The following is a 23,481-nucleotide window of genomic DNA, read 5'->3' as shown; positions in this document are numbered from 1 at the left end:
TTCCTCATTTGTGGCGCAATGCCTGTTCGATCGCGTGTTGCGCGATGGGTGCCATCACGGCGTATCCATTGTCGAGCGGATGCACGCCGTCCTGCGTATAGGCGGCGGTCATCAGGCCGTTCTGGTCGACCAGCGCGCTATGATAGTCCGCAAAAACATGGCCGTGCTGCGCGCAATAGGCACGCAGCCACTGGTTGAGCGCGACCAGTTCGGCCGGCTTGCGCTCCGCCACCACATCCTTCGCGGCGTCACTATAGTTGTTGACCGGCAGGATCGATCCGAACACGACCCTGATATGATGGGCGGTGGCGATGTCGGCCATCGCTTCCCAATTGGCCTCGATCTGCTCGGGCCTTTCCTGTTGCAGGAAGCCCTGGACGTCATTGATCCCGGACAGGATCACCACGACCTTGGGCTTCAGCGCCACGACATCCTGATGGAAGCGCAACAGCATCTGTGCCGTCACCTGGCTGCCGATGCCGCGATTGACATAGGGCTTGCCGGGGAAGCTGGCGGCCAGGTTCCAGCGATCGGTGATGGAATCGCCCAGGAACACGACGCGCTGTTCGCCGGGTTTCGGTGCGGGCAGGGCGGCATTGGCCGGGGCGTAGAGATAGCGTTCGCCAAAATCCTGCATCAGGCTGGGCACCAGCCTGGCGCGGAACGGGCCAAGCCATGGCCCCCAATCCTTGTCCGCGACGGTGCGACGTTCGGGCGCGCTTTGATAGGCCGGGGGCGTCGCCCCGGCGCTGGCGGCTAGTGCCAGCAGGCCTATCGACAGCGCTGTCTTCATTGCGCCAGCAATCCCTGCTTGGCAGCAAAGGTCGCGAACAGGCCGGGCCAGGCCGACGCCTGCATCGCCTTGGGCAGGCGCGTGCCGAAACCATGGCCGCCATCCTCGAAGATATGGAGCGCGACCGGGCGCTTGGCCGCCTCCATCGCCTGGAACAGGGCGATGCTGTTGGCCGGCGGCACCAGCCCGTCGTCACTGGCATGGACCAGGAAGATGGGCGCCGTATCGGCGTCCACCCGCATCTCCACCGATCGCGCCCGGCGCATCTCGGCGCTGGCGCTCTCGCCCAGCAGCATGTCGCGCGACCCGCCATGGGTGAAGGGCGCGTCGAGGCTGACCACCGGATAGATGAGGCCGACGACATCGGGGCGCGCGCTTTCCCGGTCGGCGGCATCGACCGGGGCATAGACGCGCTCGCCATGCCGCGTCGCCAGCGATCCCGCCAGATGGCCGCCCGCCGAGAAGCCGAGCACGCCGACCCGGTCCTTGTCGACAGCGAAATTGACAGCCCGCGCGCGGATCAGCCGCATCGCGCGCTGGGCATCCTGCAACGGCACGTCCTGCCGCTGCGCCCAGCCTTCCCCGGGCAGGCGATAGAGCAGGATGAAGGCGGTGATGCCCCGTTCGTTGAGCCAGGTAGCCTGGCTCGTGCCTTCATTGTCGTAGGACAGGAAGCCATAGCCGCCGCCGGGCACCACCAGCATCGCCGCGCCATTGGGGCGGGCGGGGCGGCGCACCACCAGCACCGGGCGGGCGATCCCCGTCACCCAACGATCGGGCTTGGCCGGGTCTTTCGACTGATCGTCGATCTTGCGGACGATCCGCGCGCTCGTGTCGCCGGGCGGCGGGCCGGACCACAGCTCGATCACCTCGTCGGCCGTCGTCGTCTGCGCACCCGCAAGGCCGGGCAGGGCGGCAAGGCCCGCGGCGGCGATCAGCGCGCTGCGGCGATCCAGCAGGGTCATTGCTCTTCCTCCATGGCGGCGGCGCGGGACGGCGCATTCTTGATCGGCGACATGGCCGCGCCGATCGCCTGCGCGGCGGCGCGCACCAGATCATTGCACTGCTCGATGCTCGCCCGGTTGGCGGCGCCGTCGACGAAGGGCATGGTCAGCGATGCGCGGGCGATCCCGCCGACCAGGATCGGCGCCGACAGGTCGGTGATGCCGGTCAGCATCGGGCTGGGCGACACCGCGCCGCCGGCCGCAACGGCGGCGTCCAGCCGCGCGACCAGATCGCCTTCCTCCAATTGCGGATCACTGGCCCGGATGTCCTTCAGCATCGCCTCGCGATTTTCGGGCGACTGGAAGGCGAGCAGGATGCGGCCGGAATTGGAACGGTGCAGCGGCCGGCGATAGCCGACGCGCACGGCAAAGCCGGACAGGCCCGGCGCCTCGATCGCGATGATGACGACCATTTCCGCGCCCGACACCACCGCCATATGACAGCTTTGCCCGGCCTGCCGCGCCAGTTCCTGCATCACCGGCAAGGCGGTGGAGGCAAGGTCGCGAATCGGCGGCTGGCTCATGCCCAGGGTGAACAGCCGGTTGGTCAGGCGATAGCCATCCTCGGCGCGGGCGATATAGCCATGCTCTTCCAGCACCTGGAGCATGCGGAAAATCTCGCTGACCGACCGGCCGAGCGCGGCGGAGATGTCGGACATGATCAGCGGCTCGCTGGAACCGGCCAGAAGTTCCAGAATTTCCAGCCCTTTTTTCAGGGCGGGCGCCTGGTATCGCGCCTTTCCGTCCATCCCGATCCCCTCACCAATCGGGCGCTATCTCGCCTTTGGTAGCGCCATCATCTGTTGGTCCTTCCCTACACACCATCTACAGGTGAAATCAATTTTTATATTTCACAAACCGGAAACGGAGAGTAAGAGAGCGCCGCGTTGGTATCGCTCCCAATAGGGAAATATCGCGGCAGGGGAATATGTTTTGCCGCGGCATCGCGGCATCGAATCGATCAGTGCTCCGACCAGGGGCCAGGGGAGAGGAAGCGTAAAATGTTCAAGAATCTTAACATTCCGTCGCGCGCGGAATTGCTCGCCGGTATCTCGCTCGCCAGCGTCATGCTGGGGTGCGGCGTCCAGGCGCATGCCCAGGATGTGGCTGCGGAACAGTCGAGCGATGCTCCTGTGTCCGAAGATGGCATCGTTGTCACCGGTGTCCGCGCCAGCCTTTCCAGCGCCCAGTCGATCAAGCGCAACAGCGATGTGATCGTCGACTCGATCGTCGCCGAAGACATTGGCAAGCTGCCCGACCGGAACGTCGCCGAAGCGCTGCAGCGCATCCCCGGCATCCAGGTGCAGCGCCAATATGGCGAAGGCAGCTCGGTCGCGATCCGCGGCCTGACCCAGGTCCGCACCGAACTCAACGGCCGCGACATCTTCACCGCCTCGGGCGCCAACCAGCTCAGCCTCGAAGACATCCCGTCCGAACTGCTGGCCGGCATCGACGTCTACAAGAATCCGTCGGCCGACCTGATCGAGGATCAGCTGTCGGGCACGATCAACTTCCGCACCCGCAAGCCGTTCGACTTCGATGGCCTGAAGGTCGCCGCCACCGCGACCCAGAGCTATTTCGACCTGACCGACAAGTTCAAGCCCTCGGCCTCGCTGATGGTCAGCGATCGCTGGGACACCGGCATCGGTGAAATCGGCATCCTCGCCAGCGTCTCCTTCCAGAAGACGTCCTTCCGTCAGGACACGATCTCGACCGAGCCTTTCTACACGCTCGATCAGTCGGTTGATGCGAACGGTAATCCCGTCTCGCCGGTCGATTATGCGACCGCCATCCAGCTCGGCCGTCTTGGCCAGACCACGACCCTGCCGCATGGTACCGGTATCGGCGAAGTCTATGGCGATCGTCGTCGCCTCGGCACCGATGTCGCGCTCCAGTGGCGCCCCAGCGACACGCTGGAGCTGACCGCCGAAGTCTTCCGTTCGGACTACAAGTTCCGGTACGATGACTATAGCTTCTTCGCCTACAGTTCCGACGTCTCGATTACTCCTCAGCCCGGCGCGGCCTTCACCTATGCCGACAATGGCGATTTCCAGAGCGGCACGTTCATCAACGTGCCGGTCGGCAACAACACCAGCGCCCAGACCCGTCATTCGACCACGACGGACTATTCGCTGAACCTGAAGTGGAAGCCGACGGACCAGCTGACCGTTACCGCCGACGGCCAGTATGTCGATGCGAAGACCAAGAATCTGCGCTCGATCTTCGGCCTGAATGGCACCGCCGATACGCTTTATCAGGATATTTCCGGTTCGATCCCGGTCGTGAACATCGGTTCGGCCACCGGCCTCACCAATGCGGCGACCTACACCAGCGCCTTCTATCTCGATAACCTCAATGAATCGAAGGCGTCGGACAAGACTGCGCGCCTGGACGCCGAATATCGCTTCGATGCCGGCATCCTGTCGTCGATCAAGGCCGGCTTCCGCTATGCCGACCGCAAGAACCGCACGATCGACACCGGCTATCGCTATACCGGCCTGTCGGGCATCCCCAGCGAACTGGAAACGGTTGACCTGGGCGACTTCTTCCGTGGCGACGCCGACCTGTTCGGCAACATCATCGCCTTCAACCGCGGCATCATCCGCAACTATCAAAATACGCTCGACACGCTGGGCATCGCCAGCGCGCCAGCCTATACCCAGAGCGGCACGAATGCGCAGCGGCAGAAGACCTTCACCGGCTATGCCACCGCCTTCTTCAAGGCCGATCCGGTCGACGGCAATATCGGCGTCCGCGTGATCCGCACCAATCTCGACGTGTCGGGCTATTATCAGCAGACCACGATCATCCAGAATCCGGATGGCACCGAAACCAACGGCCCGACCGTGTTCAACCCGATTGCGGTGTCGGATGACTATACCTCGGTCCTCCCGAGCCTGAACCTGCGCGTCCATCTGACCGATAATCTGCAGCTGCGTTTCGCGGCCGCGAAGAATATCTCGCGCCCCAGCTTCACCCAGCTTGCTCCCAGCCTGACAATCACTGAGCCGGGCAGTGCGCAGCAAAATCAGATTCATACGGCCAGCGGCGGCAACCCGTATCTGAAGCCGATGAAGTCGGATAATCTGGACGCCACGCTGGAATGGTATTTCTCGCGGACCGGCTCGCTGACCGCAGCGGCCTTCTACAAGAATATCAAGAACTACATCCAGACTGCGGTCGCCAACCGTGAAGTGACTTTCGACAACGGCAACACCTACACTTACGAAGTGACATCCTATGGCAATGTCGCCAAGGGCAAGGTGAAGGGCTTCGAACTCGCCTATCAGCAGTTCTTCGACTTCCTGCCCGGTCCGTTCGATGGCCTCGGCATGCAGGCGAACTTCACCTATGTGGACTCGCAGGCACCGTCGCCCGCCACCAGCGGCCCGGTCACCAACGTTCCGCTCGAACTGCTGTCGAAATATAATTACAATATCGTCGGCATCTACGAGAAGGGCGGCCTGTCGGCCCGCGTCGCCTATAACTGGCGCAGCAAATATGTCGTCACCACGGCGGGCAACGGCACCGGCAGCCTGCCGATCTTCAACAAGCCCTTCGGTCAGCTCGATGCGTCGATCAGCTATAATGTGACGCCGCAGTTCGCGCTGGCGCTGGACGGCACCAACCTGACCAACACCCGTCGTGCGACCTATTTCGGCATCGACAGCCGTCCGCGTGACGTGGTGGTCAATGACCGTCGCATCAGCCTGACGGCCCGGATCAGCTACTGATCCGCATGGGAGGCGTATAACCTCCCCCGACTGCGCAGGCCCGATCCCAACAGGGACGGGCCTGCCATGTTCGCCAATAGAGAGGATGGGTGATGCAGGCAGATGCCAGGGTAGACAGACAGGAAGATAGCGGCGCCACAAAGATGGCGGTCATGCTGACGATCGGCCTCTTCTTCCTCTGGGGCCTTGCCAATAATCTCAACGACGTGCTGATCGCCCATTTCCGGCACGCCTTCGCCCTTTCGGACTTCGCCTCGGGCCTGGTCCAGTCGGCCTTTTATCTGGGCTATTTCTGCTTCGCCATTCCCGCCGCGCTGACGGCGCAGCGCTTCGGCTACAAGGCGACGGTGATCCTGGGCCTGCTGCTGTTCGCGCTCGGCGCCTTGCTGTTCCTGCCGGCCTCCGCCGCGGTCAGCTATCCCTTCTTCCTGTTCGCCCTGTTCGTGATCGCCAGTGGCCTCGCTTTCCTCGAAACCGCCGCCAATCCGATGGTCGCGGTGCTGGGTGATGCCGCCGGCGCCGCCCGCCGCCTCAACCTCGCCCAGGCATTCAATCCGCTTGGCTCGATCACCGGCGTGGCGCTGGGCGCGACGCTGATCCTGTCCGATGCGCCGGCACAGGGCGCCGCTGCTGCCTCGGCCGTGCGCCTGCCCTATCTGCTGATCGCGCTGGTCGTGCTGGCCTGGGCGGCCTTGCTCGCGCGCACGCCCTTCCCGAAGGCGGCGGTGGAGGGCCATGCCGGCGCCGCCTCGCCACTGGCCGGCTATCGCCAGTTGCTGCGTCGCCCGCGCTATCTGGCCGGGGTCGCCGCCCAATTCTTCTATGTCGGCGCCCAGGTCGGCATCTGGAGCTATCTCATCCGCTATGCCCAGGCCGCGCTGCCGGGGATAACCGCCCAGCATGCCGCCTGGCTGCTGACCCTGTCGCTCGGCCTGTTCATGGCCGGCCGCTTTGCCGGTGCGGCGCTGCTCTCCCGCTTCGATGGCGCGCGGCTGATGCGGCTGTTCGCGCTCGTCAATCTCGGCCTAGCACTGGTCGGCTCGGTCTGGCTCGGCCTGCCCGGCGTCGTCGCGCTGGTGGCCGCCAGCTTCTTCATGTCGATCATGTACCCGACCATCTTCGTCCTCTCGCTCGACGGCCTCGGCCCGCTGACCAAGCCGGGCGCGTCGATGATCGTCATGGCCATCATCGGCGGCGCGGTGCTGACCGCGCTCATGGGGCTGATTTCCGACATGGCCGGCACGATCAACGCCGCAATGGCGGTGCCCGCACTCTGCTTCCTGGTGGTCGCGGCCTATGCCCATCGCATGCGCGGCAAGGGCGGGGCGGCATGATCGACGCTCATGTCCATCTTTGGCAGCTCGGCCGCAACGATTGCAGCTGGCCCGGCGCGGACCTGCCGGCGATCCATCGCGACTATGGGCTGGATGATCTGCTCGCGCAGCTCGATGCCAACAAGGTCGATGCCGCGATCCTGGTGCAGAGCCAGGAATCGGACGCCGACACCCATTGGCTGCTCTCGCTTGCGGCCGAAACCGCTCGCATCGCCGGCGTCGTCGGCTGGGCCGATCTCACCGGCGATGTCGCTGCCCGCGTCGCGGCGCTGCAGGTCGCGGGGCCACTGGTCGGCATCCGTCCGATGATGCAGGGCCGCGCGCCCGACTGTTTCGACGATCCGGCACTGGCACCCGGCTTCGCGGCACTGGCCCGCGAAGGGCTGGTGCTCGACGCATTGGTGCGGCCGCAGCATCTCGCCTCGCTCGCCCGTCTGGCCCGGCGCCAGCCCGACCTCACCATCATCATCGATCACGCCGCCAAGCCGCTGGTCGGCGACGCGATCCCGGCGGACTGGCGCGCCGCCATGGCCGATCTCGCCGCCTGCCCCAATATCGCCTGCAAGCTGTCGGGCCTGCTCACCGAACTGGCGCCGGGGGCAGGGGAGGGCGCCGCCGCTCCCTTCATCGCCGAACTGCTCGCCCTGTTCGGCCCGGAACGCCTGCTCTGGGGCAGCGACTGGCCGGTGCTGACGCTCGCGTCCGACTATGCCGCCTGGCTCGACCTCGCCCGCGCCTCGGTGCCGGTCGCGGCCCATCGCGCCATCTTCGCCGACAATGCCGCGCGTCTCTATCGCATCACGCAGGGAGCCGCCGCATGATCGATTTCCCGACCCTGGGCATGGGCACCGCGCCCATCGGCAATCTCTATCGCGTCGTCAGCGATGCGGAGGCGCGCGCCACCCTCGACGCCGCCTTTGCCGCCGGCATCGCCTATTTCGACACCGCCCCCCATTATGGCTTTGGCCTTGCCGAACGGCGGCTGGGCGCCGCGCTCGCTGACCATGACCCGCACGGCAGGGCGCGGGTCTCGACCAAGGTCGGCCGCCTGCTGTTGCCAACCGATGCGCAGGGCGAACGCCATGGCTTCGTCGATGCTGACCCGTTCGAGCCGCATTTCGACTATGGCCATGATGCCGTGCTGCGGTCCTTCGAAAGCAGCCAGAAGCGCCTGCGCCGCGACCGGATCGACCTGCTGCTCGCCCATGATATCGGCCGCCTGACCCATGGCGACGCGCATGCCGATCATCTCGCCGCCTTCCTCGACGGCGGCTATCGGGCGATGCGCGACCTGCGTGATGCCGGCGCGATCGGCGCGATCGGCATCGGCGTGAACGAGGTCGCGATCTGCCACGACCTGCTCGACCGGGTGGAGCTGGACGCGATCCTGATCGCCGGCCGCTACACCCTGCTCGATCGCGGCGCGGAGGAACTGCTCGACCGCTGCGCCAGCGCCGATGTGCAGGTCATCGTCGGCGGCCCCTATAATAGCGGCATCCTCGCCCGCGATCTCAGCGGCCCGCTCCATTTCGATTATGCCGCCCCGGACGCGGCGATCCTCGCCCGCGCCCAGGCCATGGCGGCGCTCTGCCGCGATGCCGGCGTCGCGCTGCCCGCCGCCGCGCTGCAATATCCGCTGCGCCACCCGCAGGTCATGGCCGTGATCCCCGGCCTGGTCGGCGCAGATCAGGTCCATGACACGATCGCCCGTCTGGGCGCCTCCATAACCGACACGCTCTGGCCGGCGCTCGACGCCGCCGCCCGTGCCCATCCTCTTGCCAAGGCCCACAGCCATGCTTGAACATGACAGCCGCCTCATCCTGCTGCACCCCGACGACAATGTGCTGATCTGCGTCAGCGCGATCGAGGCGGGCGACATATTGCCCGTATCCGGCGGCACCATCCCCGCGCGCGAGGGGATCGCGATCGGCCACAAGATCGCCCGCGTGGCGCTGGCGCAGGGTGACAAGGTCATCAAATATGGCGCGCCGATCGGGTCGATGACCGCGCCGGTGGTGGCCGGCCAATGGGTCCATATGCACAATATGAAGAGCGATTATATCAGCAGCCACACCCGCACCGCGCTGGAGCAGGGCGCATGATCCAGGGCTGGCTCCGGTCCGACGGGCGCAAGGGCATCCGCAATGTCGTCGCCGTCGCCTATCTGGTCGAATGCGCGCACCATGTCGCGCGCCGCATCGTCGACAAGGCGGATGATCCCGATGTCCAGCTGATCGGCTTCCCCGGCTGCTATCCCAATGCCTATGCGGCCAAGGTGATGGAGGCGATCGCCACCCATCCCAATGTCGGCGGCCTCGTCATCGTCTCGCTCGGCTGCGAAAGCTTCAACCGCGAAAAGCTGCGCGCCGTCGTGGAGGCCAGCGGCCGCCCGGCCGAACTGCTGGTGATCCAGGAAAAGGGCGGCACCGCCGCCACCATCGCCGCCGGTCTGGAGGCGGTCGATCGGGTGCGGGCGCAGATCGCGTCGGTCGAGCGCGTGCCGATGGGCGTCGAGGAACTGGTCGTCGCCACCATCTGCGGCGGGTCGGACGGCACCAGCGGCATCACCGCCAATCCGGCGGTCGGCCGCGCCTTCGACCGGCTGGTGGCGGAAGGGGCGGCCTGCATCTTCGAGGAGACGGGCGAACTGGTCGGCTGCGAGAAGATCATGGCCGACCGCGCCTCCACGCCCGAACTCGCCGCCGCGATCGAGGCCTGCGTGCAGAAGGCGGAGGCCTATTATACCGTCATGGGCTTTGGCAGCTTCGCGCCGGGCAATGCCGAAGGCGGCCTCACCACCCAAGAGGAAAAATCCATGGGCGCCTACAGCAAGTCGGGCAGCTCGCGGATCGACGGTATCTTGAAGCCGGGCGATATCCCGCCAATGGGCGGCCTCTATCTGCTCGACGTCGTGCCCGATGGCGAGCCGCGCTTCGGCTTCCCCAATATCTCCGACAATGCCGAGATCGTGGAACTGATCGCCTGCGGCGCGCATGTCACCCTGTTCACCACCGGGCGTGGATCGGTGGTCGGATCGGCGATCTCGCCGGTCATCAAGATTTGCGCCAATCCCGAAACCGGCCGCCGCCTGGCCGCCGACATGGACGTCAATGCCGGCCGCATCCTGGAGGGCGAAGCGACCCTCGATCAGGTCGGCCAGGAAATCTATGATGCCATCCTCGCCGTCGCGGCGGGCGAACGCAGCCTTTCCGAACAACTGGGCCATCAGGAGTTTATTTTGACCTACAAGGCTTTCGATCCCATCGGTCCCGAATGTCTGCCGATGGTGGCGCGCGCATGAGCGGCACACAGAACGGGCGCCTCGCCGGCAAGGCCGCGCTCATCACCGCCGCCGCCCGCGGCATCGGCCGCGCCTCGGTCGAGCGTTTCGTGGCGGAGGGCGCGCGCGTCTTCGCCACCGACCGCGATCTCGATGCGCTCGACGGGCTGGAGGGCTGCGAGCGGCTCGCCCTCGACGTCACCGACGGCGCCGCCGTGCGCGCGCTCGCCGCAGACATCGGCCCGATCGACATCCTCGCCAACATCGCCGGCGTCGTCCATGCCGGCAATATCCTGGAATGCAGCCAGTCCGACTGGGACTTTGCCGTCGCGCTCAACATGACCGCCCAATATCACACCATCTCGGCCTTCCTGCCGGGCATGGTGGAAAAGGGCGCGGGCGCGATCGTCAACATGTCCTCCATCGCCAGCTCGGTGAAGGGCATCCCCAACCGCTTCGCCTATGGCGCGACCAAGGCGGGCGTGATCGGCCTGACCAAGGCGGTCGCTGCCGATTTCGTCGGGCAGGGCATTCGCTGCAACTGCATCTGCCCCGGCACCGTCGACACCCCCTCGCTGCAACAGCGGCTGCACGACACCGGCGACTATGAAGCCGCCCAGACCGCCTTCGTCGCGCGCCAGCCGATGGGACGCCTGGGCAAGGCGCAGGAGATCGCCGGTCTGGTCCTCTATCTCGCCAGCGACGACGCCGCCTTCACCACCGGTGCGGTCCATGTGATCGACGGCGGCTGGGTGATGTGATGCGTCACGTCCTGCTGATCGACCTGGCCGACGATGAAGCCGCCATTGCCCAATATGAGGCATGGCATGCGTCCGGCGCGCTGCCGCCCGCCATCGGCGCCAGCATCCGCGCCGCCGATGTCCGGGCGATGGACATCTATCGGAGCGGCAACCGGCTGGTCATGCTGATGGAGACCGGCCCGGATTTCGACCCGGCGGCCAAGGCGGCGGCCGACGTTGCCGATCCGGCGGTGCAGGCCTGGGAAGCGCAGATGGACGGCGTCCAGCGGCCGTTGCCCTGGTCCGTCCCCGGCGCCAAATGGACCGCCGCCACCCGCATATTTTCCCTAGACGAACAGCCCTGAGAGACCCGATCTGATGCGCAATCTTCTTCCCCTGCTCACGGGCGCCATGCTGCTCGCCACCCCCGCGCTGGCCCAGAATGGCGGGCCGGTGCCGCATATCGAAAGCCGGAATGGCCGCCACGCCCTGATCGTCGATGGCGCGCCCTTCCTGATGCTGGGTGGCCAGGTCAATAACAGCAGCAATTATGCCGCCCCGCTGAAGCAGGTCTGGGACCGGCTCGACAGCATCCATGCCAACACCGTCGAAGTCCCGGTCGCCTGGGAACAGCTTGAGCCCAGGGAAGGCCAGTTCGACTATAGCTTCGTCCAGACCCTGCTTGACGAGGCGCGCGCCCATGACAAGCGCATCGTCCTCCTGTGGTTCGGCGCCTGGAAGAATACCGGCCTTGCCTATACCCCCGACTGGGTGAAGCTCGACAATCGCCGCTTCCCGCGCATGAAGACCGCCGATGGGAAGGATCATGGCGTGCTCTCGCCTCATGGCGCGGCCACGCTGGCGGCGGACAAGCGTGCCTTTTTGAAGCTCATGACCTATGTGCGCGATCATGATGCGCAAAATACGGTCATCATGGTGCAGCCCGAAAATGAAGTCGGCAGCTACCAGAATCCCCGCGATTTCAGCGCCACCGCGCAGAAATTGTTCGACGGTCCGGTGCCCGCCGAGCTGACCCGTGCGCTCAAGAAGCCGGCAGGCAATTGGAAGAACGTGTTCGGCGATACCGCAGATCGCACCTTCAACAGCTGGTACACCGCCCGCTATATCGAGGAACTGGCCAAGGCCGGCAAGGCGATCAAGCCACTGCCCATGTATGTGAACGCCTCGCTGACCGATCCCTACAAGCCGGTCGATCCGATGAGCGTGTCGAGCGGCGGGCCGCAGGGCGACGTAATCGACATCTGGAAGGCGGCGGCCCCCTCGCTCGATCTCGCCGCGCCCGACATTTATGACCGGGGCAGCCGCAACGTCTTCAAGCATCTCGATCTCTACACTAGGCCCGACAATGCGCTGATGGTGCCCGAAATCGGCAATGCCGCTGAATATGCCCGCTATTTCTGGTCGGCGCTGGGACGCGGCGCGATCGGCTTCGCGCCCTTCGGCATGGATGATGCCGACTATTTCAACTATCCGCTCGGCGCCAAGAGCTTCGACGACGCGACCATCCACGCCTTCGCCTCCAAATTCGGCGTGCTCGGCGCCGCGATGCGCCCCTGGGCCAAGATCGCCTTCGCCCATCCGACCTGGGGCGCGGCCCGGCCGGACGATGGCACGCCGCTCAGCACCACCATGGGCGACTGGACGGTCACGGCCAGCTTTGGCCAGTGGCAGTTCGGCCAGCGCGAATGGTTCCCCAATGCCGACACCCCGGCCTGGGACAAGGCGATGGTCGGCGGCATGGTCGTGGCGCAGCTTTCGGCCAATGAATTTCTCTTCACCGGCGATCATGTCCGCGTCCAGTTCGGCGCGCGCGAAGGCGCCCCGGCCAACGGCATGATCGTCAAGGTCGAGGAAGGCCATTTCGAGGGCGACAACTGGGTCTTCGACCGGATCTGGAACGGCGACCAGACCGATTATGGCCTCAACCTCATCGACAAGCCGGTCTGGCTCAAGGTGACGATGGGCCGCTATCGCTAAGCCTGCGGGCAAAGCCATCGATGCGGGCATCAGCTCCTCCCGTTACGGGAGGGGCAGTTGCTGTTGGGAAAGGGTGGCCGATCACTACCGCTCGTTTGCGGACGGCCCTCTATCTCGTCATGCCGGCCTGCGCTGGGATGACGGATTTGGGTGGTTTGGGGACTGTCCGAAAATCCTCCCCAAGCTTGCTTGGGGAGGGGGACCGCCGAAGGCGGTGGAGGGGCAATAGCGTTGCGCTTGCGCCATTGCCCCTCCGTCAGCGCTTCGCGCTGTTCAATGGAGACACGTGTCTCCATTGAACTCCCCAAGACAAGCTTGGGGAGGAATGAGGAACATCCGCTAATGGTGGTCTGGCGGCGCTTTCCTACTCGGTCTTTCTCTGATCTATCCTGTCGGATGGAACAGGCCATTCTTCCGTCACGACGCCCTTCGCCGCTCCGCCGTTCGGCGTCGCGCGCGCCGCCGGTCCAATTGTCGCCTTGCTGTCGCTTCACGGTCGCGTCGGAGGAGCGCCCCTATGACGTCGGTGTCGCGTCACTGTCGCTTCGTCGGCGCGTGGCAGGCGCGTCATGTCCATTTTCGACCCGCTATCGCTGGCTATCGACACTATGAACTTTCAACTGTCGCGTCGGTGTGACCCTATCCCAGCCAGGCCAGCGCCCGGTCGCGCAGCTCGGTCGCCGGGACATTGGTGGTCAGGATCATCGCGCCTTCCTCGGGCATTGGCGGCTCCAGCGTGGCGAGCTGGCTATCGAGCAGGCTGGCGGGCATATAATGGCCCGGCCGGTTGCCCAGCCGCGCCAGCAGTTCGTCGCGATCATTGTCGAGCAGGATGAAATGCACCGGCACACCGATCGCCGCGCGCAGCCGGTCGCGATAGGCGCGCTTCAATGCCGAGCAGGCGGCCACCGCCACGCCCTGCGCCGCCACCGTGCCGGCGATCGCCGCGCCCAGCCGGTCGAGCCAGGGCCAGCGATCCGCGTCGGTCAGCGCTTCCCCGCCGCGCATCTTTTCCACCGCCGCCGTCGAATGATAGCTGTCGCCCTCCAGGAACGGGCAGTCCAGCGCCTGCGCCAGCATCGCCCCCAGCGTCGACTTGCCACAGCCGCTCACCCCCATGACGATGATGGCGCGTCCCACGGCTTTGGGCGAAACGGGGGCAGGGTCGGCGGAAATCGGCAAGCGGGCGTCCTTGGTCGCTGGGGCAGGGGGATTGGTTTTCCCGCTATAAGGCCGCGCCACCCCACAGGAAAACTACGACCTTTGTCGCAAGTGCCAAGCCGCGACCGCTCCCCTAGCCATGCACCATCTATAAAAATGAGGATGGGAGGCGGACATGATCGGACGCAGCATGATCGCGGCTTTGCTGGCGGCAACAACGCTTGGGACGCCGGCCTTTGCCGCGACGACCTCGGTCTTCCCGGTCGCGCCGGCCGAACCCCATGCGGTGACGGTGAAGGCCGTGGGCGATGGCCGCGCCGACGACAGCGCCGCGATCCAGCAGGCGCTCGACCAGGCCCGCGATTCGACCGGCCATGGCATCGTCTTCCTGCCTTCGGGCACCTATCGCATCACCCGCTCGCTGATCGTGCCGGCGGGCGTGCGCGTCTATGGCGTCGGCCCGACCCGGCCGGTGCTGTTGCTCGGCGCCAACACCCCCGGCTTCCAGCAGGGCGTGTCGACCATGGTGATCTTCGCCGGCGGCGATCAATATCAGGTCGGCAAGGTGCCGGTCCCGGTGCCGACCGTGGTGCCGCGCGACAAAATCGTGCGGGATGCCAATTCGGGCACCTTCTATTCGTCGATGAGCAATGTCGATATCGAGATCGGCGCCGGCAATCCGGCGGCCGCCGGCGTGCGCTTCCGCATGGCCCAGCATGCCTTCCTCAGCCATATGGAATTCCGCCTCGGTACCGCCTTTGCCGGCGTCTATCAGGCCGGCAACGTGATCGAGAATGTCCATTTTCAGGGCGGTCGCTACGGCATCGTCACCGAAAAGACCTCGCCAGCCTGGCAGTTCACCCTGCTCGATTCGACCTTCGACGGTCAGCGCGACGCAGCGATCCGCGAGCATGAGGTCGACCTCACCCTCGTCAATGTCGCGATAAAAAATACGCCGGTCGGGATCGAGATCGACCGCGGCTACAGCGACAGCCTCTGGGGCAAGGATGTCCGGTTCGAAAATGTGTCGAAGGCCGGCGTCGTCATCTCGAACGAGAAGAATGTCTTCACCCAGGTCGGCTTCGATAATGCGCTTGTCCTGAACAGCCCGGTCTTCGCCCGCTTCCGCGACAGCGGCAGGGCGATCGACGGCAAGGGCAAGGCCTATAAGGTCGCCAATTTCTCCTATGGCCTCGCCGTCCCGGCGCCCGGCCATACGGGCGAATACGCCACCACCGCCGACATCCAACCACTCTCCGCCATGCCGGCACCGCGCGCGCCCGCGATCCGCGACCTGCCGCCGATGGAGCAGTGGGTCAATGTCCGCACCCTGGGCGCGATCGGCGACGGCAAGGCGGACGATACCGCCGCCCTGCAAAAGGCGATCGACGCCAACCGCATCCTCTATTTTCCGACCGGCTTCTACAAGGTGACGGACAGGCTGACCCTGCGCCCGGACAGCATCCTGATCGGCCTGCACCCGGCCATCACCCAGTTGTTCATCCCCGACAACAACCCCAATCATGCCGGCCTCGGCGCGGTCCTGCCGATCCTGGAAAGCCGCAAGGGCGGCGACAATATCCTCTCGGGCCTCGGCCTCTTCACCGGCCGGGTGAACCCGCGCGCTTCCGCCTTGCTCTGGCGTTCTGGCGAACAGAGCCTGGTCGAGGACGTCAAGATCATGGGCGGTGGCGGCACGCCCACCGCCGACGGCAAGATGCTCGGCACGCTGCGCGTCAACACCGGCGACCCGGTCACCGACAGCCGGCTCGACGCCCAATATCCCAGCATCTGGGTGACGGATGGTGGCGGCGGCACCTTCGCCGACGTCTGGAGCCCCAACAGCTTCGCCCAGGCGGGCTTCTATGTCACCGACACCGACACGCCCGGCCATGTCTATGAAATGTCGGTCGAACATCATGCCCGCAACGAGATCGTGCTCGATAATGTGCGCAACTGGGAATTCCTGGCCCCCCAGACCGAGCAGGAGGTCGATGACGGCCCCGACGCCATCTCGCTCGACATCCGCAACTCCAGCAACCTGCTCTTCGCCAATTATCATGGCTATCGCGTCACCCGCACCTATGCGCCCGAAAAGAGCGCGGTGAAGATCACCAACTCCGGCAATATCCGCTTCCGCAACGTCCATGTGAATGGCGAAAGCGGCTTTGCCACCTGCGACGATGAAGGCTGCGGCACCTTCCTGCGCGCCAGCAAATATCCGTTCGACAATGCGATCGAGGATGTCAGCCGCAAGCTGCTGGTGCGCGAGCGCGAGTTTGCCGCATTGGATATCGGCCCGGCCGGCAGCGCCGTTCCGGCCGCAGCGCCGTCCGGCACCAAGGTCGAGAAGCTGGAGGACGGCTTCTGGTCGATCTCCGGCGCGGCTGTCGATGCACAGGGCGCGCTCTATTTCATCGACCGCCGTTTCCAGCGCATCCACCGCTGGAGTGAAGGCAAGGGGCTGGAGATCGTGCGCGACCATGCGCTCGATCCGGTCAATCTCGCCATCGACGCTTCGGGCCATGTCATGGTCCTGTCCTCGCTCGGCGCGAAGGGCGGCGCCTATTCGTTCGACCCCGCCGGTCCCAAGGACGCGCTGACGCTGATCCAGCCGACCCCGGTGCGCAGCACTGGCGCGGGCAAGACACTGCTGCCGGTCAACTGGTGGAATAATGGCGAGTTTCGCGACCAACTCGACCCCAAGACCTACGAGTTCACCACGCTTGCCGAAATGTTCGCCCGCGACGTCGGCACGCCCAAGGCCAAGGAATATGTCTCGCCCGACGGCAGCCTGTCCTTGCCGGCCTTCCGCGTCTGGCAGCAGGGGGCGATCGATCATACCGGCTGGCGCTGGTCCGACGGGCTCAACGCCAATGGCTTCGTCTCCGGCAAGATCGGCGATCGTCTGTTCGTCACCAACGGGTCGGAGAATATCACCTATAGCGGCACGGTAGGAACGGGCGGCACGCTGACCGCGCTGAAGCCCTTCGCCAATCGCGGCGGTGAGAGCGTCGCGGTCGACGGGCAGGGCCGGGTGTTCGTCGCCAATGGCCAGATCTTCGTCTACGGGCCGGACGGCAAGGAAACGGGCCGCATCGACGTGCCCGACCGGCCGCTCCAGATCCTGTTCGGCGGCCCCGACAAACGCACGCTTTTCATCCTGACGCACCACGCGCTCTACGCCGCAAAGCCCTGAAAATCCGCCGTTCCGGCGCATCTACGACCTATGTCGTAAGTGCGACCGGACGGGGCAGGGACTAAGGCTCACACAATAGCCCGCCATGGGCGACGCCGACGCCGGGAGGGCGCTTGGTGACAAGAGGGGAAGAGGAATGAACGTGCAGATCGCAATCCATCGGCATATGGCGGGCGTCAGTCTGGCCGCGGTCGCCATCATGGCGCTGGCCGGCACCGCCCAGGCCCAGACCGAACCGGCGGCCGAACCCGCGCCGCAGGCCCGGACGAGCGATGCTCCGGCCGCACAGAGCGCCGACATCATCGTCACCGGATCGCGCATCACCACCAGCGGCTTCAATGCGCCGACGCCCACCACCGTCATCGGTGAGGAGCAGATCGCCAACAACGCCCAGCCCAACATCTTCAACACGATCGCCCAGCTGCCCTCGCTCCAGGGTTCGACCGGCGCCGCCACCGGCACCTTCTCCACCTCCAGCGGCCAGCAGGGCCTCAGCTCCTTCTCGCTGCGCGGCCTGGGCGCGATCCGTACCCTGACCCTGCTCGACGGCCAGCGCGTTGTTGGCGCCAACGTCACCGGCGTGCCCGACATCTCGATGTTTCCGCAGCTGCTGGTGAAGCGCGTCGACGTCGTCACCGGCGGCGCGTCGGCCTCCTACGGCTCTGACGCGGTCGGCGGCGTGGTCAACTTCATCACCGACACCCATTTCGAAGGCTTCAAGGGCAATATCCTGGGCAGCATTACCAAATATGGCGATGATGAAACCGCGCTGGTCCAGGCCGCCTATGGCAAGTCCTTCATGGACGATCGCCTGCATGTCGTCGTCAGCGGCGAATATGACCATGAAGGCGGCGTGGGCGCCGGCGACTTCGGCACCGATCTGGCCGGCAGCCGCAACTGGTATCGCGCGACCACGCTGATGAACACCGGCCAGACCAACAACGGCCTGCCGCAATATAATTACCGCGATTACGCCCAGCCCTATCAATATGCCCGCTATGGCCTGATCAACAACGGGCCGCTGCAGGGCATCGCCTTCGACCAGAATGGCAATCCCTATCAGTTCAACTATGGCTCGAACGGCACGCCGACCGGCACCGGCGCGGTCACCAACTGCTATCGCGGCAACAGCTTCTGCGAAGGCGGCGACCTGTCGGGCGCGCCGGGTTCGGGCGCTTCGCTCAAATCCTCGCTGGAACGCATCAACGGCTATGGCCGGATCGGCTATGATTTCGCCGATAACAACGAAGCCTATGTCACGGTCAATGTCGCGCAGGTGAAGACCAACAACCAGCCCAGCCCCGGTTATGGCCGCGCCAGCCTGACCGTCCAATGCTCCAACCCCTATCTGCCGCAGCTGGTGCGCGACCGTTGCGCCACCGCCGGCATCACTTCCTTCGGCTTCGGCTCGTCCAACGCCGCCTTCCCCGATCCGCAGGTTTATACCGACCGCAAGCAATATCGCTTCGTCGCCGGTGCCAAGGGCAAGTTCGATCTCGCCGGCACCGACTGGAACTATGACACCTATTATGAGCATGGCATCACCATCTCGGACATCCAGGTGAAGGATATCGTGCTGCAGAACCGCTATGCAGCGGCGGCCAATGCGATCACCCTCAACGGCGCGATCGTCTGCGCCGATCCGGCCGCCCGCGTGCTGGGTTGCCAGCCGATCAACATCTTCGGTGGCTTCACCCCCTCGGCGGCCGCGCTCGCCTATCTTGCGCCGCATGACAATGGTCCGTTCCAGCACACCAAGCTGACCCAGGACGTCGCCAGCCTCAACTTCTCGGGCAATCCGGTGGAATTGTGGGCAGGACCGCTGTCGGTCGCCTTCGGTGCCGAATATCGCCGCGAATTCTACCGCGTGAATGCCGATCCCTATGGCGCGGGCGTGTCCGACATCAGCCCGAACAGCGCCGATTATCCGGCCGACCCGCTGCTCAATGGCGCACAGGGCAGCAACTGGGCGGCCGGCAACTACAAAAATGGTCGCGGCAAATATGAAGTCTATGAAGGCTTCGCGGAAATCGACATGCCGCTGTTCGACAGCGAGGCGGTCGGCCGCGCCAACCTGAACGCCGCGGGCCGTGGCACCCATTACAGCACGTCGGGCACGGTCTGGGCGTGGAAGGTCGGCGGCACCTGGGACACGCCGCTCGACGGCATCCGCCTGCGCGCCGTCACCTCGCGCGACGTGCGTGCGCCCAACCTGTCGGAACTGTTCGCCGCGCCGACCGTCACGACCCTGCCGAACTTCAGCGACCCCTTCCAGGGCGCAGCGGTTCAGGCGTTCCAGAACACCATCGGCAATCCGAACCTGAAGCCGGAAATCGCCCGCAACACCGAAATCGGCATCGTGCTGGCGCGTCCCTCCTGGCTGCCTGGCCTCAGCCTGTCGTTCGACTATTATGACATCAAGCTGAAGGGCGTCGTCTCCAGCCTGTCGGCGCAGCAGATCGTCCAGTTCTGCTATGACGGCAATCAGGCCTTCTGCGGCGGCTTCAGCCTCGACAATGCCAATCCCAGCCTCAACTATATCAATGTCCAGCCGTTCAATCTCGCCTCCTGGCGGACCAGCGGCTTCGATATCGAGGCCAGCTATCAGTGGCAGCAGCCCTTGGGCCTGCCGGGCAACTTCACCGTCCGCGCGCTGGGCACCCATATCCGCAAGTTCATCGTCAATGCCGGCATTGCCGGTGTCGATGCGGTCGATCAGGCCGGCGCCAACAACGGCAACACCCCTGACTGGAAATGGCTGGCGGTACAAACCTATGACAGCGGCAAGTTCAGCCTGACGGTGCAGGAACGCTGGATCAGCGACGGCACCTTCGGCAATCAATATGTCGTCTGCCAGTCGTCCTGCCCGACCTCGACCGCGAACCATCCGACCATCGACTATAACAAGATGAAGGGGGCCTTCTATGTCGACATCGGCGCCACCTTCAAATTCAGCGACCGTGTCTCCCTCTATGGCAAGGTCGACAATCTGTTCGACAAGGATCCGGTCGCCTCGCCCCAGACCAACACCGGTCTGGATATCAACCCGGCGCTCTACGACACGCTGGGCCGCATCTACCGCGCCGGTGTCCGCTTCAATTTCTGATAAAACATAACATCTCTCCCCCCAAACTTGTCCCGGTCCTGCACGGCCGGGACATCTTCTTTTTACGGAGCCTGCCTGATGTATCGTGGCCTGACCTATCGTGGATTGAGTGGGGCCTGTGCGTCGGTGTTGCTATGTCTGGCGGCGGCGCGGCCGGCTTTCGCGTCCCCGTCCGTCTATACCGCCATGCCCGACGATGCGCGCGCCGTGACGGTGAAGGGCGTGGGCGATGGCCGCGCCGATGACAGCGCCGCGATCCAGCAGGCGCTCGACACCGCCGCCGCGACACCCGGCGGCGGCATCGTCTTCCTGCCCCAGGGCACCTATCGCATCAGCCGCACGCTCTTTCTGTGGCCGGGCGTGCGCATCTTCGGCATCGGCGCCCAGCGTCCGACGATCCTGCTCGGCGCCAACACGCCGGGCTTTCAGCGCGGCGTCGCCCATATGCTGATCTTCACCGGCGGCAAGCGTCAGACCGACAAGGAAAGCTGGCCCGCCGCCTTCCCCCCGGCCGGCAGCGTGCCGTTCGACAAGACCATCGCCGACGCCAATCCGGGCACCTTCTATTCCGCGCTCGGCAATATCGATTTCCGCATCATGGACAGCAATCCGGCGGCGACCGCGATCCGCTTCCATTCCGCCCAGCACAGCTTCGTCAGCCATGTCGATTTCGACATCGGGTCGGGGCTCGCCGGCCTCTATCATGTCGCCAACGAGGCGGAGGATCTGCACTTCAAGGGCGGCCGCTATGGCATCCTCGCGGAAAAGACCTCGCCGGCCTGGCCCTTCGCCCTGGTCGATGCAACGTTCGAAGGACAGCGCGACGCCGCCATCCGCGAGCATGAAGCGGGCCTGACCCTGCTCAATGTCGCCTTCCGCAACGTGCCGGTCGGGATCGAGATCGACCGGGGCTATGGCGACTGGCTCTGGGGCCAGGATGTCCGCTTCGAAAATGTGTCGAAGGCCGGCGTCATCATCTCCAATGAGAAGAATGTCTATACCCAGGTCGGCTTCCAGAATGTGCTGGCCGCCAACACGCCGACCTTTGCTCGCTTCCGCGAGAGCGGCCGCACCGTGGCGGGGCAGGGGAAGGCTTACAAGGTTTCCTCCTTCACCCATGGCCTGACCCTGCCGGGGCTTGGCCGGATCGGCGAGTATAAAACAGACATGCAGGCGCAGCCGATCGCCAGCCTGCCGGCGCCCGGTGCGCCTGCGATCCGTCCGCTGCCGCCCGTCTCCGAATGGGTGAATGTCCGCGCGCTGGGGGCGAAGGGCGATAACAGTACGGACGACACCGCCGTGCTGCAGAAGGCGATCGACAGCCATCGCGTCGTCTACCTCCCTGCCGGCTTCTACAAGGTCAGCGACACGTTGCGGCTGCGCGCCGACACGGTGCTGCTCGGTCTCCACCCCAGCCTGACCCAGATCGTCCTGCCCGACGGCACGCCCGCTTTCCAGGGCGTCGGCGCGCCCAAGGCGCTGGTGGAAAGCGCGCAGGGCGGCGACGCGATCGTCGCCGGCCTGGCGCTCGACACCAATGGCGCCAATCCGCGCGCGACCGGCCTGTTGTGGAAGGCCGGCGCCAGTTCCATGGTCAACGACGTCAAGTTCCAGGGCGGCCATGGCACCGATGCCTTCGATGGCAGCCGGCGCAATCCCTATAACAACAACGCCACCGCCGATCCCGACGCATCGCGCCGCTGGGGCGGCCAATATGCCAGCCTCTGGGTGACGCAGGGCGGCGGGGGCACCTTCGCCAATATCTGGAGCCCCAGCACCTTCGGTCATCCGGGCATATTGATTTCCGACACGGAAACACCGGGCCGCTTGATCCAGGCCTCGGTCGAACATCATGTCCGCACCGAAATCGGCCTCAACCGCGTCGCCAACTGGGAATTGCTGGCGCCCCAGACCGAAGGCGAGGCGGGCGAGAGCGGCGATGCCGTCGCGCTCGAAATCCGCGATTCCCGCAACATCCTGGTCGCCAATTTCCACGGCTATCGCGTCACCCGCACGCGCAAGCCTGCGCCGACCGCGGTGTCGCTCTATAATTCGCACGACATCCGCTTTCGCAACGTCCATGTGAACGCCGAAAGCGGGGTCGGCACCTGCGACGAAAATGGCTGCGGCACCTTCCTGCGCCTCACCAAATATCCGTTCGAAAACGCGATTCAGGACATCACCCACGGCCTTGAAGTGCGCGAGCGCGAGTTCGCCGTGCTGGACGTGCCGGCGAAGCCCGATCCGGTCTCGCCCTCGACCTTCGGCGGCGCCAGCGTGGAGAAACTCGCTGACGGTTTCTATGGATTAGGCGGCGGCGCAATCGATGCGCAGGGGCGGCTCTATTTCATCGACCGCTTCTTCCAGCGCATCTGGCGCTGGTCCGACGCGGGCCGGCTGGAGATGATCCGCGACGCCGCGCTCGATCCGGTGAACCTGACCATCGACAAGTCGGGCAATCTGCTGGTCCTTTCCTCCTATGGCCGCAACGGCACCGTCTACAGCGTCACCCCCGGCGCGCCGGACACGCAGATCAGCGTCATCCCGGCGACGCCCGCCGGGCAGGGCAGCGCGGCCACGATCTTCCCGGTCAACTGGTGGGTGAATGGCGAGTTCAGGGACCAGATTGATCCCAAGACCTATCAGTTCACCACGCTCGCCGACATGTTCGCCCACGACACCGCACAGTCCAATGCGCAGGCCTATGTCTCGCCCGACGGCAGCATCGCCCTGCCGGCCTGGCGCGTCTTCGCCCAGGGACCGGTCGACCATCGCGGCCTGCGCTTCTCCCACACGCTCGACAGCTATGGCTTCGTTCAGGGCAAGCCGGGCCAGCGCATCTATGTCACCAACGGATCGGAAAACCGCACCTACAGCGCGCTGGTCGCCGGCAACGGCACGCTGACCGACCTCACGCCCTTCGCCGATCGCGGCGGGGAGGGCGTGGTCAGCGACGCGCAGGGCCGGGTCTATGTCGCTAATGGCCAGGTCTTCGTCTACGCGCCCGACGGCAAGCCGATCGGCCGGATCGACGTGCCCGAACGGCCGCTACAACTGCTGTTCGGCGGTTCGGACGGCAAGACCCTGTTCATGCTGTCGCATCACGGCCTCTACGCGGCGCGGATGGAATAG

At 65.4% G+C, this 23,481-nt stretch carries 16 protein-coding genes; 12 read left to right on the top strand and 4 right to left on the bottom strand.

What is annotated here, in order from left to right; all coding sequences use genetic code 11:
- Positions 1-4 precede the first annotated feature (4 nt).
- The 3 genes from GGQ90_RS00230 to GGQ90_RS00220 are packed head-to-tail and all read right to left on the bottom strand — an operon-like array spanning position 5 to position 2,546.
- Positions 5-793 carry a GDSL-type esterase/lipase family protein gene (locus GGQ90_RS00230; protein ID WP_188080266.1) on the bottom strand — a complete coding sequence of 263 codons (789 nt, stop codon included), beginning with the start codon at positions 791-793 and terminating at the stop codon, positions 5-7.
- Positions 790-1,758, bottom strand: coding sequence for an alpha/beta hydrolase (locus tag GGQ90_RS00225; RefSeq protein ID WP_188080265.1), 969 nt, complete (start codon positions 1,756-1,758; stop codon positions 790-792). Before GGQ90_RS00225 ends, GGQ90_RS00230 begins: the two co-directional genes overlap by 4 nt.
- Positions 1,755-2,546 carry an IclR family transcriptional regulator gene (locus GGQ90_RS00220; RefSeq protein WP_188080264.1) on the bottom strand — a complete coding sequence of 264 codons (792 nt, stop codon included), beginning with the start codon at positions 2,544-2,546 and terminating at the stop codon, positions 1,755-1,757. Before GGQ90_RS00220 ends, GGQ90_RS00225 begins: the two co-directional genes overlap by 4 nt.
- Positions 2,547-2,798: 252 nt before the next feature.
- Here GGQ90_RS00220 and GGQ90_RS00215 point away from each other — a divergent pair, with 252 nt between their 5' ends.
- From GGQ90_RS00215 to GGQ90_RS00175, 9 genes are all read left to right on the top strand, one after another.
- Positions 2,799-5,531 carry a TonB-dependent receptor gene (locus GGQ90_RS00215; protein WP_188080263.1) on the top strand — a complete coding sequence of 911 codons (2,733 nt, stop codon included), beginning with the start codon at positions 2,799-2,801 and terminating at the stop codon, positions 5,529-5,531.
- Between the two features lie 92 nt (positions 5,532-5,623).
- Entirely contained in the window at positions 5,624-6,865 is a 1,242-nt protein-coding gene (gene fucP / locus GGQ90_RS00210; protein ID WP_188080262.1) for an L-fucose:H+ symporter permease, read from the top strand.
- Positions 6,862-7,686 carry an amidohydrolase family protein gene (locus GGQ90_RS00205; RefSeq protein WP_188080261.1) on the top strand — a complete coding sequence of 275 codons (825 nt, stop codon included), beginning with the start codon at positions 6,862-6,864 and terminating at the stop codon, positions 7,684-7,686. The genes fucP and GGQ90_RS00205 overlap by 4 nt, the downstream gene beginning before the upstream one ends.
- Positions 7,683-8,666 (top strand): aldo/keto reductase, encoded by a 984-nt coding sequence (locus tag GGQ90_RS00200; RefSeq protein ID WP_188080260.1) that lies wholly within the window; start codon positions 7,683-7,685, stop codon positions 8,664-8,666. Before GGQ90_RS00205 ends, GGQ90_RS00200 begins: the two co-directional genes overlap by 4 nt.
- Positions 8,659-8,967, top strand: coding sequence for a UxaA family hydrolase (locus GGQ90_RS00195; RefSeq protein WP_188080259.1), 309 nt, complete (start codon positions 8,659-8,661; stop codon positions 8,965-8,967). The genes GGQ90_RS00200 and GGQ90_RS00195 overlap by 8 nt, the downstream gene beginning before the upstream one ends.
- Entirely contained in the window at positions 8,964-10,166 is a 1,203-nt protein-coding gene (locus GGQ90_RS00190) for a UxaA family hydrolase (protein ID WP_188080258.1), read from the top strand. Before GGQ90_RS00195 ends, GGQ90_RS00190 begins: the two co-directional genes overlap by 4 nt.
- Positions 10,139-10,906: an SDR family oxidoreductase gene (locus GGQ90_RS00185; protein ID WP_188080257.1), complete on the top strand. Its 768-nt coding sequence runs from the start codon at positions 10,139-10,141 to the stop codon at positions 10,904-10,906. The genes GGQ90_RS00190 and GGQ90_RS00185 overlap by 28 nt, the downstream gene beginning before the upstream one ends.
- Positions 10,906-11,250 carry an L-rhamnose mutarotase gene (locus GGQ90_RS00180; RefSeq protein WP_188080256.1) on the top strand — a complete coding sequence of 115 codons (345 nt, stop codon included), beginning with the start codon at positions 10,906-10,908 and terminating at the stop codon, positions 11,248-11,250. Before GGQ90_RS00185 ends, GGQ90_RS00180 begins: the two co-directional genes overlap by 1 nt.
- Positions 11,251-11,263: 13 nt before the next feature.
- Positions 11,264-12,883 (top strand): DUF5597 domain-containing protein, encoded by a 1,620-nt coding sequence (locus tag GGQ90_RS00175; RefSeq protein ID WP_188080255.1) that lies wholly within the window; start codon positions 11,264-11,266, stop codon positions 12,881-12,883.
- A gap of 639 nt (positions 12,884-13,522) precedes the next feature.
- On the opposite strand, the gene GGQ90_RS00170 is transcribed toward GGQ90_RS00175, so the two are convergent.
- Complete coding sequence (locus tag GGQ90_RS00170; RefSeq protein WP_188080254.1) at positions 13,523-14,065, bottom strand: gluconokinase; 543 nt, start codon at positions 14,063-14,065, stop codon at positions 13,523-13,525.
- Positions 14,066-14,219: 154 nt separating this feature from the next.
- Here GGQ90_RS00170 and GGQ90_RS00165 point away from each other — a divergent pair, with 154 nt between their 5' ends.
- The 3 genes from GGQ90_RS00165 to GGQ90_RS00155 all read left to right on the top strand — a co-directional run bounded on the left by GGQ90_RS00165 (position 14,220) and on the right by GGQ90_RS00155 (position 23,481).
- The gene (locus tag GGQ90_RS00165) at positions 14,220-17,243 is read left to right on the top strand and encodes a glycosyl hydrolase family 28-related protein (protein ID WP_188080253.1); all 3,024 of its coding nucleotides are present in this window, start codon (positions 14,220-14,222) and stop codon (positions 17,241-17,243) included.
- A gap of 136 nt (positions 17,244-17,379) precedes the next feature.
- On the top strand, positions 17,380-20,349 hold the full coding sequence (locus GGQ90_RS00160; RefSeq protein WP_188080252.1) for a TonB-dependent receptor plug domain-containing protein: 2,970 nt from the start codon (positions 17,380-17,382) through the stop codon (positions 20,347-20,349).
- A 78-nt stretch (positions 20,350-20,427) separates the two neighbouring features.
- Positions 20,428-23,481: a glycosyl hydrolase family 28-related protein gene (locus GGQ90_RS00155; RefSeq protein WP_188080251.1), complete on the top strand. Its 3,054-nt coding sequence runs from the start codon at positions 20,428-20,430 to the stop codon at positions 23,479-23,481.

Source organism: Sphingobium scionense (assembly GCF_014197035.1).
Taxonomy (GTDB): domain Bacteria; phylum Pseudomonadota; class Alphaproteobacteria; order Sphingomonadales; family Sphingomonadaceae; genus Sphingobium; species Sphingobium scionense.
Note: the sequence above shows the minus strand (reverse complement) of the source record. Positions and strands in the feature narration are given on the sequence as shown.

Coding starts and splice junctions, on each gene's coding strand:
- GGQ90_RS00230 (WP_188080266.1), bottom strand. CDS start 793: ATGAAGACAGCGCTGTCGATAGGCCTGCTGGCACTAGCCGCCAGCGCC.
- GGQ90_RS00165 (WP_188080253.1), top strand. CDS start 14,220: ATGATCGGACGCAGCATGATCGCGGCTTTGCTGGCGGCAACAACGCTT.
- GGQ90_RS00225 (WP_188080265.1), bottom strand. CDS start 1,758: ATGACCCTGCTGGATCGCCGCAGCGCGCTGATCGCCGCCGCGGGCCTT.
- GGQ90_RS00175 (WP_188080255.1), top strand. CDS start 11,264: ATGCGCAATCTTCTTCCCCTGCTCACGGGCGCCATGCTGCTCGCCACC.
- GGQ90_RS00215 (WP_188080263.1), top strand. CDS start 2,799: ATGTTCAAGAATCTTAACATTCCGTCGCGCGCGGAATTGCTCGCCGGT.
- GGQ90_RS00155 (WP_188080251.1), top strand. CDS start 20,428: ATGTATCGTGGCCTGACCTATCGTGGATTGAGTGGGGCCTGTGCGTCG.
- GGQ90_RS00205 (WP_188080261.1), top strand. CDS start 6,862: ATGATCGACGCTCATGTCCATCTTTGGCAGCTCGGCCGCAACGATTGC.
- GGQ90_RS00195 (WP_188080259.1), top strand. CDS start 8,659: ATGCTTGAACATGACAGCCGCCTCATCCTGCTGCACCCCGACGACAAT.
- GGQ90_RS00185 (WP_188080257.1), top strand. CDS start 10,139: ATGTCTGCCGATGGTGGCGCGCGCATGAGCGGCACACAGAACGGGCGC.
- GGQ90_RS00200 (WP_188080260.1), top strand. CDS start 7,683: ATGATCGATTTCCCGACCCTGGGCATGGGCACCGCGCCCATCGGCAAT.
- GGQ90_RS00160 (WP_188080252.1), top strand. CDS start 17,380: ATGAACGTGCAGATCGCAATCCATCGGCATATGGCGGGCGTCAGTCTG.
- GGQ90_RS00190 (WP_188080258.1), top strand. CDS start 8,964: ATGATCCAGGGCTGGCTCCGGTCCGACGGGCGCAAGGGCATCCGCAAT.
- GGQ90_RS00220 (WP_188080264.1), bottom strand. CDS start 2,546: ATGGACGGAAAGGCGCGATACCAGGCGCCCGCCCTGAAAAAAGGGCTG.
- GGQ90_RS00180 (WP_188080256.1), top strand. CDS start 10,906: ATGCGTCACGTCCTGCTGATCGACCTGGCCGACGATGAAGCCGCCATT.
- fucP (WP_188080262.1), top strand. CDS start 5,624: ATGCAGGCAGATGCCAGGGTAGACAGACAGGAAGATAGCGGCGCCACA.